Genomic DNA, 15,699 nt, shown 5'->3' with positions numbered 1-15,699 from the left:
CGGGACCGGGTACGGGGACGTACGTACGACTGGCTAAGCCTTACCCTCTACGGGCCCTACGGCTCAGCCCTTGAAGCGCGGGAAGGCGCTGCGGCCGGCGTACACCGCGGCGTCGTCGAGGATCTCCTCGATGCGCAGCAGCTGGTTGTACTTGGCGACGCGCTCGGAGCGGGCCGGGGCGCCGGTCTTGATCTGGCCGCAGTTGGTGGCGACGGCGAGGTCGGCGATGGTGACGTCCTCGGTCTCGCCGGAGCGGTGGGACATCATGCACTTGAAGCCGTTGCGCTGGGCCAGCTCGACGGCGTCCAGGGTCTCGGTGAGCGAGCCGATCTGGTTCACCTTGACGAGCAGGGCGTTGGCGGCGCCGTCCTCGATGCCGCGGGCCAGGCGCTCCGGGTTGGTGACGAACAGGTCGTCGCCGACGATCTGGACCTTGTCACCGAGCTTGTCGGTGAGGACCTTCCAGCCGGCCCAGTCGTCCTCGAACAGCGGGTCCTCGATGGAGACCAGCGGGTAGGAGGCGACGAGCTCCTCGTAGTACTCGGTCATCTCGGCGGCCGAGCGGGACTTGCCCTCGAACTCGTACTTGCCGTCCTTGTAGAACTCGGACGCGGCGACGTCGAGCGCGAGCGCGATCTGCTCGCCGGGGACGTAACCGGCCTGCTTGATCGCCTCCAGGATGAGGTCGAGCGCGGCGCGGTTGGACTCCAGGTTCGGGGCGAAGCCGCCCTCGTCGCCGAGACCGGTGGACAGGCCCTTGTTCTTCAGGACCTTCTTCAGGGTGTGGTAGACCTCGGCACCCCAGCGCAGCGCCTCGGAGAAGGACTCCGCGCCGATCGGGGCGATCATGAACTCCTGGATGTCCACGTTGGAGTCCGCGTGCGAACCGCCGTTGAGGATGTTCATCATCGGCACCGGCAGCAGGTGCGCGTTGGGGCCGCCCAGGTAGCGGAACAGCGGCAGGTCGCTGGCCTCGGAGGCGGCGTGCGCGACGGCGAGGGAGACGCCGAGGATCGCGTTGGCGCCGAGCGAGCCCTTGTTGTCGGTGGCGTCCAGGTCGAACATGGCCTGGTCGATCAGGCGCTGCTCGGTGGCGTCGTAGCCGACCAGCTCCGGGCCGATCTGCTCGATGACGGCGAGGACGGCCTTCTCGACGCCCTTGCCGAGGTAGCGGTTGGGGTCGCCGTCACGGAGCTCGATGGCCTCGAAGGCGCCGGTGGAGGCGCCGGAGGGAACGGCGGCACGACCCGTGCTGCCGTCGTCGAGGCCGACCTCGACCTCGACCGTGGGGTTGCCTCGGGAGTCCAGGATTTCCCGGGCTACGACGACGTCGATGGACGGCACGAGCATCTCCTTCTTGGGATGTGACGCTGGTTGTGCGGGCGCACGCGGGCCTTGTCGGCCCTTGCTCAGCCTTGCGACTAGAGCCTAACCGTCCCGGACCCGTCATCCGGCCTACCGACCGGCCCGTGGACACACTGACGGTACTCATTGTTCATGTACGGAACAAAGGGGGGTCCGATGAAGAACGGGAGAAGAGCGGGTCAAGAAGAGGACCGCGGGCGGCGGCCCGCACACGAAAACCCCGCCCCGGTGCGTACGGGGGAGAACGCACCGGGGCGGGGGTCCATGGGGGACGGGGGCGGCCTGCCGCCTACTTGAGGTGCAGCATCTGGCCCGGGTAGATGAAGTCGGCGTCGTCGACGATGTCCTTGTTCAGCTTGAACAGCGTCTGCCAGCCACCCTTGACCTTGTGCTTCTCGGCGATCGAGCTGAGCGAGTCGCCCTTGACGACCTTGTACTCGCCGTCGCCCTTCTTCACCTTCTTGCCGGTCGGGGTGGTGACCGTCTTCTTGGCGGCCGGGCGCTCGGCGGAGCGGGAGGCGGCCTGGCTGTCGGTCGAGCGGTCGGCGGTGCTGCCGCTCGACGAGCTGCCGGAGGAGCTGGAGCCGCCGTTGTAGGCGGCGCCGGACAGGCCCGTGCCGCAGACCGGCCAGGCACCCTTGCCCTGCGCGGCGAGGACCTTCTCGGCGATCTCGATCTGCTGCGCCTTGCCGGCCTGGTTGGCCTGCGCGGCGTACTGCGTGCCGCCGTACGCGGCCCAGGTGGAGGCGGAGAACTGCAGGCCGCCGAAGTAGCCGTTGCCGGTGTTGATGGCCCAGTTGCCACCGGACTCGCACTGGGCGACGGCGTCCCACTCGGAGGCGGTGGCCGCGGAGGCGGTGCCGGTGGCCATCAGCGGAGCGGCGATGGCGACGCCGGTGACGCCGGCGAGCGCGGCGACGCGGGTGGCCTTGGACGGACGACGGTGCTTGCCCTTGCCGGAAAACAGCATGGAGGATCCCCTCACCGACGCCTGCGAGGTGAGCTGTCGGGTTCGGGCCGAATGAGTTGCCCGGCCGCACACCTCACGGTGCGCGGCTCCACCCCTAGCCGGACACGGCGGTCTCAACCACCGGTCCCGGCACCTACCTTGGGTCCCCCGCTCCTGCCTACGGCGCTTGACGCGACGACTGTTCCCGGGCGGCCGCTGGCAGGACTCGGCGTTGCGACAACCGGGGCTCGTGGTGACGAGCGGCCTTGACCGTAAACAGGCGATCAGGTGAATTTCAAAGATGATCAGGGCCTTTGAGACTCATCCCACACTTTCACCAAAACGGACATTCAACTCGAAGCGGGGCGTCAACTCCCGCCGACACCGGTCCTATTCGGCGCCGAGCTTCAGGGTCTGACCGGGGGCGATGTCGTTCGGGTCGGTGCCGATGTCGGCCTTGTTGGCGGCGTAGAGCGCACGCCATCCGCCGTCCAGGTCAAGGGAGTCGGCGATGGAGGCGAGCGTGTCGCCGTCCCGCACGGTGTAGGTGTCCGCGCTCCGGGAGGCGTGACGGCCGGAAGAAGTCCCACTCTGACCGTTTGTCACGCTTTCGTCCGCCGAGCCGCCGCGGTGCTTGCCGCTGCTGCCGATCGCACCCGTGTCGACGAGGTCCCAGGAACTGCCCGTCTGCCACGAATTGTCCGAGTCGTCGGCTTCCGGAACGACCGGGTTCTCACTCGCCTTCGAGGTGTCCGAGCCGCCGGATCCCTTTTCGGCCGTCTTCGAGGAGGCGGCGGGAGCGTCCTTGCCGGAATCTTCGCTCGCGCTCGGCGACGGCGTGGCGGACACGGAGTCCGAGGGGTCCGCCGAGGAGTCGGAGGGGCCGGAGTCCGAGGGGGCGGATGAATCCGATGAACCAGAAGAAGAGGACGAATCCGACAGCCCGGTGGGCGCGTCGGAGGAGCCGGACGCGTCGTCCGAGCCGTCGGCGCCCGTGTCGACGTTCACCGAGGCGTCGTCCGAGGAGAGCCCGGCGAGCAGGGCGCAGGTCCGCCAGGGCTTGGTGCCCTGGTCGGCGAGGATCTTCTCGGCGACGGCGATCTGCTGCGAACGGCTCGCCTGGTCGGGCGTGCCGGCGTACTCCTGGCCGCCGTACCGGTCCCAGTCGTCCTGGGACATCTGCAGGCCGCCGTAGTACCCGGTGCCCTCGTCCATGCTCCAGGAGCCGCCGCTCTCGCACTCGGCCACCCGGTCCCAGGTGCTGCCGTCGGCCGCGTTGGCGCTCGCCGCACCGAGGAGCGGGATGGCGATGGCCGAGCCGGTCACGCCGGCTGCCACAAGGAGTGCCGGAGCCTGACGGGGGCGACGGTGACGACCGTTCCCGGAGAGCATGCGGAGACCTTTCGAGCGACAGCGGTGACCGGCACGACGGTCCTGCCGGCGCGCCGCACTGATGGGTGAACGTATAGGCAGACGATCACTTGTCACAAGTTAATGCCGCGTAGATCACGTGAAGATCACATAGTTGAACCCTGGTCATCTTTGGCGGAGATGGGCTCGGCGGGGGTGAACTCCACTGGGAGCGTGCGCAGTCCGCGCATGATGAGGCCGCCGCGCCAGCGCAGCTCGCTCTCCTCCGCCGCCAGCCGCAGGTCCGGCAGCCGGGTGAGCAGGGTGGCGAGCGCGCTCTGCCCCTCCAGGCGGGCCAGCGGGGCGCCGAGGCAGTAGTGGATGCCGTGCCCGTACCCGAGGTGCTGGTTGTCCCGCCGTGCCAGGTCGAGGGTGTCCGGCTCGGCGAACCGCTCCGGGTCCCGGTCCGCGGCGGCGAGCACGACCAGGACCGGGTCGCCGCCGGCGATGCGCTGCCCGCCGACGTCGAGCGGCTCGGTGGCGAACCGCCAGGTGGCGAGCTCCACCGGCCCGTCGTAGCGCAGGAGTTCCTCCACCCCGGTCTCCAGCAGCCCGCGCTCGCCCGCGGCCAGCGACTCTTGCAGGCGGCGGCGCTGTTCCGGGTGGGTGAGCAGGGCGTACGTGCCGTTCCCGATGAGGTTGACCGTCGTCTCGAAGCCGGCGAACAGCAGGATGAAGGCCATGGCGGCGGCCTCGTTCTCGGTGAGGTGCTCGCCCTCGTCGGAGGCGCGGATGAGCCCGGAGATGAGGTCCTCGCCGGGGGCGGGCTCGGCGGTCAGCGCCTCGCGCTTGCGGTGGATCAGCTCGGCCAGGTAGCCGCGCATCTTCTTCACGGACCGGGCGACCCCGCCCCGCGGTCCTCCGCCGTGCCGGATCATCATCCCGGCCCAGTCCCGGAAGTCGTCCTGGTCCTCGCGCGGGACGCCCAGCAGGTCGCAGATGGCGTAGATGGGCAGCGGGAAGGCGAACTCGTGGATGAGGTCGGCCTCGCCCCGCTCCGCGAACCCGTCGATGAGCCGGTCGGTCAGCTCCTGCACCCGGGGCGCGAACTCCGCGACCCGGCGCGGGGTGAAGGCCTTGCTGACGAGCCGGCGCAGCCGGGTGTGGTCCGGCGGGTCGATGTTCAGCAGATGCGTCATCAGCTCGGCCTTGCGCTCGCCCGGGATCCCGGTCTTCCCCTTCGCGTGCGCGGGCTCGTCGTGATGCGCCGGGTTCTTGGACAGCCGGGCGTCGGCCAGCGCCTGCCGGGCGTCGGCGTAGCGGGTGACCAGCCACGCCTCGACCCCGCTGGGAAGCCGGGTGCGGTGCACCGGCGCGTGCTCCCGCAGCCACGCGTAGGCGGGATAGGGGTCGGCGGCGAACTCCCAGGTGAAGAGTTCGGGGGCGGCGGTGGCGTCGGAGGCGGGCTGGTCGGTCACCTCATGACGGTATCCGGCGGCGTGCACCGCCCGAGCCACGCGGCGTCGGTCCCGGCCGGGAGGAGCCGACCGCTCCGGGCAAGCCCGCCAGCCCCGTCCGTGGCGGTCCCCTACGCGTCCACGCCTTCCGCCGCCCGTACCGCGTCCCGGTAGGCGCGGGCCGCCGCGCGCAGAGCCGCCTCCGGGTCGACGCCCTCCGTCTCGGCCCGTACCGCCAGGGCGAGCAGTTCGTACCCGATGCCCCGGTCCTGCGGGAGGGGCACCTCCAGGCCCGCCGTGTGCACGCGGGAGGCGAGCTTGGCGGCCAGGGCGAGACCGGGCTGGGCCAGGGGCACCCCGTCCGTGACGGACGCGCGGCGCTTCTCGATCGCCTTCGTGCGCAGCCAGTGCTCCTTGACCTCCTCCGGTGTCGAGGCCGTCTCGTCGCCGAAGACGTGCGGGTGGCGGTGGATGAGCTTCGTGACGATGCCGGCGGCCACGTCGTCGACCGAGAAGGGGGCCTCGGGGTCCTCCTCCGCGATGCGTGCGTGGAAGACGACCTGGAGGAGCACGTCGCCCAGTTCCTCGCGCAGTTCGTCGCGATCGCCGGCCTCGATCGCCTCGACGAGTTCGTAGGCCTCCTCGATGGCGTACTTCGCCAGCCCCTCGTGGGTCCGCCGCGAGGACCAGGGGCACTCCCGGCGGATGCGGTCCATGACCTGGACGAGGTCGAGGAGCCGGGCGCCCGGCAGGTCGTAGGAGGCGGGCAGCAGCTCCAGCTCGGGCATCGCGACCCGGCCGGAGCCGGCCATGCGGGCCAGGCCGTCGGTGAGGGCCGGCTCGCCCTCGCCCGTCGCGACGACCACCACCGTCCGGCCGCCGGCGCAGGCGTCGACCAGTTCCTCCGCGGTGGGCGCGGACTCGTCCACGGTGGCGCCGGCCTCGCGCAGGTAGGGCAGCTGCGGGTGCGCGCCGTCCGCGCACAGCACGCGGTCCGCCGAGCGCAGCGCCTGCCAGGCGGGCCAGGACAGCAGGCCCGGGGCGACCCGGTGGCTGGTGGTGAGCAGGACGATCCGGCCGGGGCCGGGGACGGGAGGGACGGAAGGCCGCGAGCTGGTGGTGTTCACGATCCGAACGTAACGCACCCGCGCCGCCCGCCCCGGGCGTTGTCCACAGGCCGGGGGTGATCAGATGCTCGTACGACCATCGGCGTCCGGCCCGCCCGTCCTACGCCGTCACCTGACCGTCCCGCGCCCCTACGCCATCGCCCGGCCCGTCCTACGCCGTCGCCTGGGTCCCCGACGACGTGACCTCCCGTACCCACGGCGTCTTGGCGTCCACCCGGCTGCTCTTCTCGACGTCCCAGGCGCCGTAGCGCGGGTTGAGGTCGACGTGGAGTTCCTCGGAGGCCTTGGACAGGGCCTTCCAGAAGGCGGGCTGGGTGGTGTCGGTGCCCAGCTGCTTGGCGAGTTTCTGCGCTTCCAGCTGGAGGCGCAGGTTGTCGTCCAGGCGCTTGGGCGCGATGCCGTACTTCTGGAGCCAGGCGTTCTGGAGCGCCGCGGAGCCGCCGGCCTGCTGGGCGAGGCCGTTGCGCATCTGCTGGATCTCCTTGCGGGTGACGCTGATGCCGTTGTCCTGGGCGGCCCGGTGCAGCACCTGGTCGAGGACCATGTTGTGCAGCGTGTCCCGGGTCAGGCTGCTGGTGGCGGCGAGCACCTGCTGGTACTGCTGGTCGTCCGGCACCGCCGCGCGCTGGGCCTGGCGCACCTCGTTGACCCGGGTCTCCAGCTGGGCGACGGTGATCCGCCGGCCGCCGACGACGGCCGCCGCGCCCGGGTGCGCCTCGCTTCCGCAGGCGGCGAGGAAGGGGACCGCGGTGGCGATCGCGGCGGACAGGACGAGCGCGGTGCGACGGCGGCGGTGCAAGGATGCCTCCCGAGGAGATTGTGCGACGGTGCACAAAGTCTTGCGGTGATCGATGGTAGGCAGTGGGCAAGCTCTGGCCAACCCATTCGACCAACGATTCACACGCGCATCCGGCACCGCCGCGCCACCCTCCGCAAGGGTTTGCGGTACGGACCGCCGCGGCGGGCGGGCTCAGCCGGTGATCGCCACCGGGGCGTCCCAGGCGTCGCGGTCCACGGTGATCGTGTAACCGCCGCGGGTCTCCTTGCTGTTGACCATGTACTGGTGCGCCCGGCTGTGCCCGGTGAACTGGGTGGCGCCGAAGGGCCAGTCGGCCGTCGTGGTGTTTTTCTTGTCCCACAGCGCGTACCAGAGGTTGCCCGGCAGGTCCGTCTTGTCCTTGGCGTTCGCGATGGCCTTGGCGCTGGAGCTGGTGAAGCCGTAGTAGCCCGCGCGGTAGGTCTTGGCGCGCAGCTGCTTGTCGAAGGAGCGCACGTAGGTGAGCACGGCGTCGTTGCACGCCGTGTTCGTCGTGTCGTACGCCTCCATGTCCAGATAGATCGGGCTGCCCGCCTTCATGCCGAGGGCGGCGGCCTTGGCGACCGCGTCGGTGGCGTCGGCGGTGCCGAGGGAGGCCGCGTTGGCGGTGGTCATCTTCTCCGGGCTGGAGCCGGTCTGGCAGGACGGCTGGGCGCCGACGTAGAGCGGGATGAGCTTCCAGCCCGTCGCGGTCACGGACTTGACCCAGGAGGCGGTGAGGTTGGGCTGCGCGCAGCCGCGGTTCTTGCCGCCGACGTAGACGGCGGCGGCCCCGTAGAGGCCGCCGTACCATGCCTTCATCGCGGCCGCCGAGGGCGCGGCGCAGGTGTCGAACGCGCGGCCGGTGTAGGTCTTCTGAGCGGGCCAGGCGGTGGCCGCCATGGAGGTCTGCGCGGCGATCCCGGCCCCGGCGACGACCGCGGCCCCCGCGACGCCCCACGTGATGTATCTGCGCTTCTTGGACTGCCGATGGCTGGACATGCCGGAACCCCACCCCTGAAATCTCTGTGTCTGTGCTGTGCGAAGGACCCTGCGGACAGCAGGTGCAGTATGAACGGTGGGCGGACTAGCCCCGCACCTGCCCCAGCCATTGCAGCGTCCGCCGGATCTCTCCGGCCATCGGATGGCCGGGCCCGTGGAGCCGTTCGACGTCGAACAGCAGCCGGGTGAAGGTCTCCTGGCCGGCCGGGCGGTCGCCGAGCGCGAGCAGCAGGTGCCCGATCCGGCGCCGTACGTCGTGCGCGAGCTGGGGGTCGCCGGCTACGTACTGGTTCTCGTAGTACGGCAGCAGCGCGCGGTACTCGGCGAGCGCCGCGGCCGGTTCGCCGAGCTGTTCCAGGCACTGGGCGGTGTCGTAGCGGAACCGCAGCGACTGCGGGTCGGCCTGCCCGGCCTCGGCGGCGCGTTCGCCGGCGAGCCGGTGCAGTTCGGGCAGCGCGCGCCGGTACTGGCCGTCGTCCATCAGGGTGGCCGCGTACTGCTTGCGCAGGGTGCGGACGACCGTGGAGTGCTCGCCGTGCTGGTCGGCGGCGACCGGCAGGATCGCGCCGAGGATGTCGACGGCCTGCGTGATGCGTCCCTCGCCGAGCAGCCGCTTCACCTCGTCGACGGCGGTGGCGACGTCGGGTCTTCCGGGCACGGCCGCCACCGGGGCCGCGGGCTGGGGCGCGGGCAGCCGCGCGCGGTCCGGCCAGGGCGCGTGCGGGCGCAGGAAGGGGCGGGTGGGGTCCAGGGGCGCGCCGGTGTGCATGCCGCGCGGGGGCAGCAGCGGGACGAGGTTCTCGTACACCTCCTGCGCCGAGTCCGGCCGGTGCTGCGGGTCCTTGGCGAGCAGCCGCAGGACCAGCGCCTCCAGCGGCTCGGGCACCTCGGGGCGGAGCCTGCGCACCGGCACCGGCTGCTCGTACAGATGGCGGTGCAGCACGCCGAGCGAGGTGGAACCGGCGAACGGCACCTCTCCGCTGAGCAGTTCGTGCAGCAGCACGCCGAGCGCGTACAGGTCCGTGTACGGTCCGACCGCGCCGCCCATGGCCTGCTCGGGCGCCATGTAGGCGGGCGAGCCGATGGGCGTGCCGGTGTGCGTGAGGCGGGTGCTGTCGGTCTCCATCACGGAGGCGATGCCGAGGTCGAGGACGGTGATGGTGCCGTCCTGCTTGACCATCAGGTTGCGCGGCTTCAGGTCGCGGTGGACGATCGGCACGGCGTGCACGGCGCTCAGCACGGCGCACAGCTGCGCGGCCACCGCGACCGCCCACGGCCAGGGGTACGGGTCGTGCTCCGCGAGGTGCCCGGCGAGGTCGGTGCCGTCCACGTACTGCATGACGAGGAACAGTTCCTCGCCCTCGGTCCCCGCGTCGTGCACGGTGACCAGGCCGGGGTGGTCGACCTGCGCGGTGACCCTGCACTCCCGCAGGAACCGGCGGCGCAGTTCGTCGGCGTCGGCGCCGGCCACCTTGTCGGGGCGCAGCAGCTTCACGCCCACGCGCCGGTCCAGCCGCTGGTCGTACGCCGTCCAGACCTGGCCCATGCCGCCCTGTCCGATGAGCGTGGACAGCTGGTAGCGGTCGGCGACGACGCGCCCGGGCGCCACGGTCACCTGCCGCCCTCGCCGGTGCCGTCGTGCTTGCGCAGGTAGTCGCTCAGCTCGTCGAGTTCGGCCCGCACCTGCTCGATCCGCGCGGGCGCCGGACGCTGCGGCGGCGCGGGTATCGGCGGCTGGGAGTGCGGCGGCCGGGCGACGGGCGGCACGGTGTGCGGGGGCGGGGTGTGCGGCGGCTGCGCGCCCATCGGCGTCGTCACCGTGGTGAACGGGGAGGAGGGCTGCGGATAGCCGTACCCGCGCGCCGCCTGCTGCGCCGCGTACGCCTCGCGCTGCCGCTGGAAGTGGCGTACGTCGGCGGCGAGGTAGTAGACGACGGTGGCCAGGAGCGCGCCGAACAGCAGCGTGATCCCCAGGTAGCCGCCGACCGTGTGCACGTCGTCGCCGGGCTCGGTGGCCAGCAGCACGATGCTCAGGATGTCGGCCGCGGCGACCGCCACCAGCAGGCCGTAGTCCGCGGATCTTCGGGTCACCGTGGCCAGCCGCAGCATCATCACCCACGCCAGGAAGCCGACGCTGAACAGTCCCATCGCCACGAACACCACGCGCAACAGGACCAGTACCGCGTCGTGCGGCGGCCGCTGCACCGGCTGCGCATGGCCCTGGCCTTGCATGATCGCTCCTGTTTTGCCTGAAATAGGGCGTACGTGCCCGCCCGGTGCGTCCGCCAGCGAACGGCACCGGTCGTGCGGTGGTCGCTTCGAGCATATGGCCCGACACCGACGTGCGGTCCGGGTTGTATCGAACCGTTGTGTGGCGATCGCCGGACGCGGCCCCGCACCGAGGGGTGCGCGGTGCCGTAGGGGCGCGCGGGGAGCATGCGCGCGCACCCCGGCCGCGGTGGACCGGGGTGCGCAGGGGGCGTCGTATCAGCGGGTCTTGAACCGGGACGGCGCCTTGGTCGGGTTGCCGCCCGTGGGGAGTTTCTGGCCGGGGCAGCTCGCGAGGACCTTCTTCATGGCGGCCTTCTCGGCGGAGGTCACCCACAGCCCGTACTTCTTCTTCACGGCCACCTGCGCCGCGACGTAGGTGCAGCGGTAGTCCTTGGCGGGCGGCAGCCAGGTGGCGGTGTCGCCGTCGCCCTTGCCGCGGTTGGCGCTCGCGTTGACGGCGAGCAGGTTGAGCGGGTCGTTGGCCAGGGCTATGCGCTTGCTGCCGTCCCAGTACTTGGCGCCCGTCTGCCATGCGTCCGAGAGGGCGACGAGGTGGTCGATGTCGACCAGGCTGCGGCCGCGCTTGTAGGTGACGTTCTTGCCGGAGTAGGGGTCCGGGTCGAGCACACCGGAGGAGACCTTGCAGTCGCCGTCGGTGAACTTCACGTCCTTGAGGTCCCGCTTGAGTATGTCGTCCCGGGTGTCGCAGGAGTTGGAGTCGGTGTCCGCCCAGGCGGAGCCGAACTTCTCCCGTGTGTAACCGGTCTTCGGCGCCCGGCCCTTGACGGTCAGCGAGTCGGCCGCGCTCATGGCCGCTCCCCCGCCGCCCGTCGCACCCTGGGCTCCCGGGCTCCCCTTGTCCTGCAGGTCCTTGCAGCCGGCCACGGCGAAGACCACGACGACAGCGATGACCGCCCCGCCCCTAAGACGCGCCACGTGCGCCCCCTCTTCCTTCCTCTTTCCGCCCCCACGCGGACGGATCTCTCCTGGCTCACGGTATCCGCCGCGCGGTTCACGCCGAACGTGCCCTAAAAGGGATGAACGACTATGAACTTCCCTTTATCGGAACCCTTCTGACGCACCGGGAGAAGCCCGGGCGGTACGCCTTCGCGCCCGCTCACACCACACCGCGGCCACACGCCGTACCGCACGCCTTGCCGCTCGACGACGCGTCAAACCGGCCGGGCGGACACCGGGCCGGGAGCGACGGGCCGTGCGCGGCGTACGGCGGCCCGACCGCGGGCCGCGGGGCAACACGGCGCAGGGGGCGGGAGTTCGAGCCGGGCGAGGCGGTGCGAGGGAGGCCCGGCGGCCGCCCGGTGCTCACCCGGTGATCGCCCGGCTGTGGCACCGGCGTGACGGCGCCGGGTGCGGGTCCCGGCGGCCGGGCGGCCGGGCGGTGGCTGCCGGACACGGCGAGGGAGCGCGCAGCGGCCACCGGACCCGGCGGAGGAGCGCGCACGGCCGGGGTGGTCCCGGCGGCGTGGCCGTGACCGCCCCGGTCACCGGACGGCCCGGGTCACCGGGTGCGGGGCCGGGTGGTCCCCTATCACCGGACGCGAGGCCGCGTGAGCCCCGGTCCCCGGACGCAGGGCCGCATGAGCCCCGGTCCCCGGACGCAGGGCCGCATGAGCCCCGGTCCCCGGACGCAGGGCCGCGTGGGCCCCGGCCGCGTTACGAACCCAGCACCGACGCCAGGAACTCCCCGACCCAGCTCAGCAGATCCCGTCCGACCAGCGGCTTCCCGCCGACCTTCGCGGTCTTCGGGCGCGGCACCAGCACCTGGTGGACGCTCGGCTTGATGACGGTCCCGGGATACAGCCGCTTGAGCCGCAGCTCCTGCGACTCCCGCAACTCGACCGGGGCGAAGCGGATGTTGGTGCCCTGGAGGACGATCTCGCCGACCCCGCAGGCACGGGCGAGCATCCGCAGCCCGGCGACCAGCAGCAGGTTCTCCACCGGCTCGGGCAACTTGCCGTAGCGGTCGGTGAGTTCCTCGCGGACGGCCTTGATGTCCTCTTCGGAGTTCGCGGAGGCGATGGCCCGGTAGGCCTGGAGGCGCAGCCGCTCGCCGGGCGCGTAGTCGTGCGGGACGTGCGCGTCGACGGGCAGCTCGATCTTGACCTCCAGCGGCGGCTCCTCCTCGATCTCGCCGGTCTCCAGCTGCCGCCGGTAGTCCGCCACCGCCTCGCCGACCATCCGGACGTACAGGTCGAAGCCGACGCCCGCGATGTGGCCGGACTGCTCGCCGCCGAGCAGGTTGCCCGCGCCGCGGATCTCCAGGTCCTTCATCGCCACGTACATGCCCGCGCCCATCTCGGTGTGCTGGGCGATGGTGGCGAGCCGTTCGTGCGCGGTCTCGGTGAGCGGCTTCTCCGGCGGGTAGAGGAAGTACGCGTACCCGCGCTCGCGCCCGCGCCCGACCCGGCCGCGCAGCTGGTGCAGCTGGGACAGGCCGAAGGTGTCGCCGCGCTCCACGATCAGGGTGTTGGCGTTGGAGATGTCGATGCCGGACTCCACGATCGTCGTGGAGACCAGCACGTCGAACTTCTTCTCCCAGAAGTCGACGACGACCTGTTCCAGCGCCGATTCCGACATCTGGCCGTGGGCGGTGGCGATCCGCGCCTCGGGGACGATGTCGCGGAGCCTGGCCGCCGCCCGGTCGATCGACTCGACCCGGTTGTGGATGTAGAAGACCTGGCCCTCGCGCAGCAGTTCGCGGCGGATGGCGGCGCCGATCTGCTTCTCCTCGTAGGGGCCGACGAAGGTGAGCACCGGGTGCCGCTCCTCCGGGGGCGTGGTGATCGTGGACATCTCGCGGATGCCGGTGACCGCCATCTCCAGGGTGCGCGGGATCGGGGTCGCGGACATGGTGAGCACGTCGACGTTGGCGCGCAGCTTCTTCAGCTGCTCCTTGTGCTCGACGCCGAAGCGCTGCTCCTCGTCGACGATGACCAGGCCCAGGTCCTTGAACTTGGTCTCCGAGGCGAACAGCCGGTGGGTGCCGATGACGACGTCGACCGCGCCGTCCCTCAGCCCCTCCAGGGTGGCCTTGGACTCCGTGTCGGTCTGGAAGCGGGAGAGCGCCTTCACGCTCACCGGGAACTGCGAGTACCGCTCGGAGAACGTGCCGAAGTGCTGCTGCACCAGCAGGGTGGTGGGCACCAGGACGGCGACCTGCTTGCCGTCCTGGACGGCCTTGAAGGCGGCCCTGACCGCGATCTCGGTCTTGCCGTAGCCGACGTCGCCGCAGATCAGCCGGTCCATCGGGACCGACTTCTCCATGTCGTCCTTGACCTCGGCGATGGTGGTCAGCTGGTCGGGGGTCTCCGCGTACGGGAAGGCGTCCTCCAGCTCGCGCTGCCAGGGCGTGTCCGTGCCGAACGCGTGCCCGGGCGCGGCCATCCGCGCGCTGTAGAGCTTGATCAGGTCGGCGGCGATCTCCTTGACGGCCTTCTTGGCGCGCGCCTTGGTCTTCGTCCAGTCCGCGCCGCCCAGGCGGTGCAGGGTGGGCGCCTCGCCGCCGACGTACTTGGTGATCTGCTCCAGCTGGTCGGTCGGGATGTACAGCCGGTCGCCGGGCTGGCCGCGCTTGGCGGGGGCGTACTCGACGACCAGGTACTCGCGGGTGGCGCCCTGGACGGTGCGCTGCACCATCTCGATGTAGCGGCCGACGCCGTGCTGCTCGTGGACGATGTAGTCGCCGGGCTCCAGGGTGAGCGGGTCGATGGTCTTGCGGCGCCGGGCGGGCATCCGGGCGCCGTCCTTGCCGGCCGCCTTCTGCCCGGAGAGGTCGGTCTCGGTGAGCACGGCGATTCTGAGCGCCGGGTCGACGAAGCCGTAGTCGATGGAGCCGCAGGAGACGTGCACGACCGAGGGGCTCAGCTCGCCGAGGTCGACGTCCAGGCGGGCCGCGATGCCCTCGCCGCCGAGCACCTCGACGGTGCGGGAGGCGGGGCCGTGGCCCTCGGTGACGTACACCGTGCGCCAGCCGTCGGCGAGCCAGCCCTTGGTGTCGGCGAGTGCCTTGGCGGTGTCGCCGCGGTAGGTCTCGGTGGCGTGCATGCCGAGCTTGAGGGTGTCGTCGGACAGCTCCTCGTCGGCGGCGAACGGCGACACCGACCACCACATCATGTCCAGCTCGCGTGCGCGGTCGCGGACGTCCGCGATCGACCACAGGGAGGCCGCGCCGACGTCGATGGGTGCCTCGCCGCCGCCCGCGGTGGCCGCCCAGGACGCCTGCAGGAACTCCTGCGAGGTCGCGACGAGGTCGGCGGCGCGCGTGCGGACCCGCTCCGGGTCGCAGACGACGGCCATCGACCCCTTGGGCAGCACGTCGAGCAGCAGCTCCATGTCGTCGACCAGGACCGGGGCCAGCGACTCCATGCCCTCGACGGCGATCCCCTCGGCGATCTTGTGCAGCAGCTCGCCCAGCTCGGGGTGCTGTTCGGCGAGGGCACGCGCGCGGTCGCGGACGGACTCGGTGAGCAGCAGCTCGCGGCAGGGCGGCGCCCACAGGCCGTGCTCGGCGACCTCCAGGGAGCGCTGGTCGGCGACCTTGAAGTAGCGGATCTCCTCGATGTCGTCGCCCCAGAACTCGACGCGCAGGGGGTGTTCCTCGGTGGGCGGGAACACGTCGAGGATGCCGCCGCGCACGGCGAACTCGCCGCGCTTCTCGACGAGCTCCACGCGCGCGTAGGCGGCGGCCGCGAGGGCTTCCACGACGTCGTCGAGATCGGCGCTCGCTCCGCTGCGCAGCGCCACGGGTTCCAGGTCGCCGAGGCCCTTGACCTGCGGCTGGAGCACGGACCGTACGGGCGAGACGACGACGGAGACCGGGCCGGTCTCGGGGTCGTCCTGGCTCGGGTGGGCGAGGCGGCGCAGCACGGCGAGGCGGCGGCCGACGGTGTCGCTGCGGGGGCTGAGCCGCTCGTGCGGGAGGGTCTCCCAGGAGGGGTACTCCACGACGCCCTCGGACGGCAGCAGGGTGCGCAGGGCGGCGGCCAGGTCCTCGGCCTCGCGGCCGGTGGCGGTGACCGCGAGCACGGGGCGGCCGGTCTGACGGGCGAGGGCGGCGATCGCGAAGGGGCGGGCCGCGGGAGGGCCGACCAGGTCGACGTGCATGCGGTTGCCGTCCGCGGCCGCCTTGATCGCTTCGGCGAGTGCGGCGTCCTTGACGACGGCGTCGAGCAGACCGTGCAGGCTCATTCAGGGCGGCTTTCGTCCGGGGTTCTTCGGGGGGCTTTTCGAGGGGCGTTTCGGGGGCGGGCAACGCGAAGTGCCCGGTGCGGGCTGCGACCGGGGGGTATCCAGCGTACGACTACGCGGGCGCGGCTGCCGGGGCTGTGGACAACCTCCGTGGCCCGGTGGGGCGCGACGCGT

At 71.7% G+C, this 15,699-nt stretch carries 11 protein-coding genes and 1 riboswitch; all 11 genes read right to left on the bottom strand.

Translation table 11 applies throughout. The features are described from left to right. Positions 1–63: 63 nt before the first annotated feature. The 11 genes from eno to mfd all read right to left on the bottom strand — a co-directional run bounded on the left by eno (position 64) and on the right by mfd (position 15,525). The gene (gene eno, locus ACIQOE_RS28695) at positions 64–1,350 is read right to left on the bottom strand and encodes a phosphopyruvate hydratase (RefSeq protein ID WP_351320945.1); all 1,287 of its coding nucleotides are present in this window, start codon (positions 1,348–1,350) and stop codon (positions 64–66) included. Positions 1,351–1,654: 304 nt separating this feature from the next. Then, positions 1,655–2,335, bottom strand: a complete 681-nt coding sequence (locus tag ACIQOE_RS28690; RefSeq protein WP_401414538.1) for a transglycosylase family protein — start codon at positions 2,333–2,335, stop codon at positions 1,655–1,657. 3 nt (positions 2,336–2,338) lie between these two features. Beyond that, positions 2,339–2,510: riboswitch (cyclic di-AMP (ydaO/yuaA leader) on the bottom strand. A 194-nt stretch (positions 2,511–2,704) separates the two neighbouring features. Beyond that, positions 2,705–3,706 (bottom strand): transglycosylase family protein, encoded by a 1,002-nt coding sequence (locus ACIQOE_RS28685; protein WP_401414536.1) that lies wholly within the window; start codon positions 3,704–3,706, stop codon positions 2,705–2,707. Between the two features lie 125 nt (positions 3,707–3,831). Next, on the bottom strand, positions 3,832–5,142 hold the full coding sequence (locus ACIQOE_RS28680; RefSeq protein WP_401414534.1) for a cytochrome P450: 1,311 nt from the start codon (positions 5,140–5,142) through the stop codon (positions 3,832–3,834). A 110-nt stretch (positions 5,143–5,252) separates the two neighbouring features. After that, a complete protein-coding gene (locus tag ACIQOE_RS28675; protein WP_365576190.1) occupies positions 5,253–6,248 on the bottom strand; it encodes a nucleoside triphosphate pyrophosphohydrolase in 996 nt (331 codons plus the stop codon). 151 nt (positions 6,249–6,399) lie between these two features. Continuing rightward, complete coding sequence (locus ACIQOE_RS28670; protein ID WP_365576192.1) at positions 6,400–7,047, bottom strand: SurA N-terminal domain-containing protein; 648 nt, start codon at positions 7,045–7,047, stop codon at positions 6,400–6,402. Between the two features lie 171 nt (positions 7,048–7,218). Continuing rightward, positions 7,219–8,046, bottom strand: coding sequence for a glycoside hydrolase domain-containing protein (locus ACIQOE_RS28665; RefSeq protein WP_401414531.1), 828 nt, complete (start codon positions 8,044–8,046; stop codon positions 7,219–7,221). A gap of 85 nt (positions 8,047–8,131) precedes the next feature. Beyond that, the gene (locus ACIQOE_RS28660; RefSeq protein ID WP_365563160.1) at positions 8,132–9,619 is read right to left on the bottom strand and encodes a protein kinase domain-containing protein; all 1,488 of its coding nucleotides are present in this window, start codon (positions 9,617–9,619) and stop codon (positions 8,132–8,134) included. 38 nt (positions 9,620–9,657) lie between these two features. Continuing rightward, the gene (locus tag ACIQOE_RS28655; RefSeq protein WP_351320960.1) at positions 9,658–10,278 is read right to left on the bottom strand and encodes a hypothetical protein; all 621 of its coding nucleotides are present in this window, start codon (positions 10,276–10,278) and stop codon (positions 9,658–9,660) included. 255 nt (positions 10,279–10,533) lie between these two features. Then, on the bottom strand, positions 10,534–11,253 hold the full coding sequence (locus tag ACIQOE_RS28650; RefSeq protein ID WP_351320962.1) for an HNH endonuclease family protein: 720 nt from the start codon (positions 11,251–11,253) through the stop codon (positions 10,534–10,536). 738 nt (positions 11,254–11,991) lie between these two features. Further along, positions 11,992–15,525 carry a transcription-repair coupling factor gene (gene mfd, locus ACIQOE_RS28645; protein ID WP_401414528.1) on the bottom strand — a complete coding sequence of 1,178 codons (3,534 nt, stop codon included), beginning with the start codon at positions 15,523–15,525 and terminating at the stop codon, positions 11,992–11,994. Positions 15,526–15,699 lie beyond the last annotated feature (174 nt).

Origin of the sequence: Streptomyces sp. NPDC091282 (assembly GCF_044757385.1) — a bacterium.
GTDB classification, from domain to species: domain Bacteria; phylum Actinomycetota; class Actinomycetes; order Streptomycetales; family Streptomycetaceae; genus Streptomyces; species Streptomyces gramineus.
Note: the sequence above shows the minus strand (reverse complement) of the source record. Positions and strands in the feature narration are given on the sequence as shown.

Excerpts from the sequence above, each read along its gene's own strand:
- eno (WP_351320945.1), bottom strand. The coding sequence starts at position 1,350 with ATGCTCGTGCCGTCCATCGACGTCGTCGTAGCCCGGGAAATCCTGGAC.
- ACIQOE_RS28690 (WP_401414538.1), bottom strand. The coding sequence starts at position 2,335 with ATGCTGTTTTCCGGCAAGGGCAAGCACCGTCGTCCGTCCAAGGCCACC.
- ACIQOE_RS28685 (WP_401414536.1), bottom strand. The coding sequence starts at position 3,706 with ATGCTCTCCGGGAACGGTCGTCACCGTCGCCCCCGTCAGGCTCCGGCA.
- ACIQOE_RS28665 (WP_401414531.1), bottom strand. The coding sequence starts at position 8,046 with ATGTCCAGCCATCGGCAGTCCAAGAAGCGCAGATACATCACGTGGGGC.
- ACIQOE_RS28655 (WP_351320960.1), bottom strand. The coding sequence starts at position 10,278 with ATGCAAGGCCAGGGCCATGCGCAGCCGGTGCAGCGGCCGCCGCACGAC.
- mfd (WP_401414528.1), bottom strand. The coding sequence starts at position 15,525 with ATGAGCCTGCACGGTCTGCTCGACGCCGTCGTCAAGGACGCCGCACTC.